The following is a 1,382-nucleotide window of genomic DNA, read 5'->3' on the forward strand; positions in this document are numbered from 1 at the left end:
TTACCGTGGCGATTTTTCTTTTTATACTCTTCTATTCCCTTGGTATACCTCGGATCAGAGACAACGGGAATGATTCTAAAACAATTAAAAGGGCAGCCCGTGTTCGAAGGGCTGTTGTGGTTCTTAGAACCGGATAAAGTTCCCATTCTGACACCACAGCTCCAGAGAATCAACGATAAAAATACGGTTTTCGCTTGAAAAATTCTCCCATTTTCTATATACTATCATATAGAGTACAGAAAAGGAGATCTACTTATGGCAAATAATTTTGGTAAAGGACTTGTAACAGGAATTCTTGGAACTGCCGCTGCAGTTGCCGGAGCAGTCTACGCAGTCCACAAAACAATCATCGAACCAGAAGAACAAAAAGCAGCATTTATCGAAGAAAACCGTAAAAAAGCTGCCCGTAAACGCGTATCACACTAAAAAGAGGTTGGGATCCAACCTCTTTTTTTGATAATCGAAAAACCCCAGGCCAGAACCCAGGGTTGAATGTCAACTTAGAAAACTCTGGACTACGTCCTTGTACCCCTCAACAAAAGCGCCCTTGCTTTGTCTGTTTTCTAAAAGAGCTGCTGAGGCAGCCAGGATTGCTGACTAGTCTGCTTCATTCTAAAAACAAGCTAGACGTTAGCCCTAGAAAATGATAGGTACTCTGATCGTAGAAAACTAAATTTCTGAAAATCTAAATGTTTTGAGTGATTCAATTTGAAGAAAAACTGGGGTTTTTAGAGGTCTCCATGAGAAGTATTCCATATGACCTTACAAAAGTTGATATTTTTCATACGGATAGAGGATCTGAATTTGTTAATAAAAAACTAGATGAGCTGCTAGCCGATAAAGCGATTGAGCGTAGTCTCTCAGCTCCAGGTGTACCTTATGATAATGCTGTTTCTGAAAGAATCTATCGTTCATTCAAAACTGAATTTATCAAAGTCTACAAATTTGAATCCTTAGAACAACTTGCCTTACTAACACAAGATTATATCAACTGGTGGACTCACAAGCGTAGACATTCGACACTGAATAATCTATCACCACTAGTTTTCAAAGCCCAGACTGAACTAGCTACAGTTTGAGCTTGAGCTGAGTAGTGATAGGCTGATTTGCCAAGGCTGCGATTAGCAGCTTTGCCAGCCGTCAAAATCACTACTCAGGAGAATCATGCTCAAGCTGTAGCGGATGATTCAACTCCTCATAAAAAGTGTCTGATTTTGGGTTGACATTACACCTCTACTTTAACATAAAGAAAAAGTAGTAAGTGCTTTCTCCCGTCGGAGATTTCCTCACTACTAAGCTTAGTATGTGGTTCTTTGTCAAGTTGTGTGGAATCCCTGAAAACTGACAATATAGAATAAAGACAATCTTCCTTCCTCCCCTCC

General features: G+C 39.9%; 3 protein-coding genes. All 3 read left to right on the forward strand.

Translation table 11 applies throughout. The features are described from left to right. The coding region (locus tag N4310_RS08455) for a hypothetical protein (RefSeq protein WP_262092825.1) at positions 1–198 on the forward strand (198 nt) is incomplete at its 5' end. Positions 199–255: 57 nt separating this feature from the next. Next, positions 256–426 (forward strand): DUF3042 family protein, encoded by a 171-nt coding sequence (locus N4310_RS08460; RefSeq protein ID WP_160331910.1) that lies wholly within the window; start codon positions 256–258, stop codon positions 424–426. A 272-nt stretch (positions 427–698) separates the two neighbouring features. After that, positions 699–1,079, forward strand: coding sequence for an integrase core domain-containing protein (locus N4310_RS08465; protein WP_262092826.1), 381 nt, complete (start codon positions 699–701; stop codon positions 1,077–1,079). Positions 1,080–1,382: the final 303 nt, after the last annotated feature.

Source organism: Streptococcus danieliae (assembly GCF_025447695.1).
GTDB lineage: Bacteria > Bacillota > Bacilli > Lactobacillales > Streptococcaceae > Streptococcus > Streptococcus danieliae.

What these genes read in the sequence shown, in the direction of transcription:
- N4310_RS08460 (WP_160331910.1), top strand. Translation starts at nt 256, where the DNA reads ATGGCAAATAATTTTGGTAAAGGACTTGTAACAGGAATTCTTGGAACT.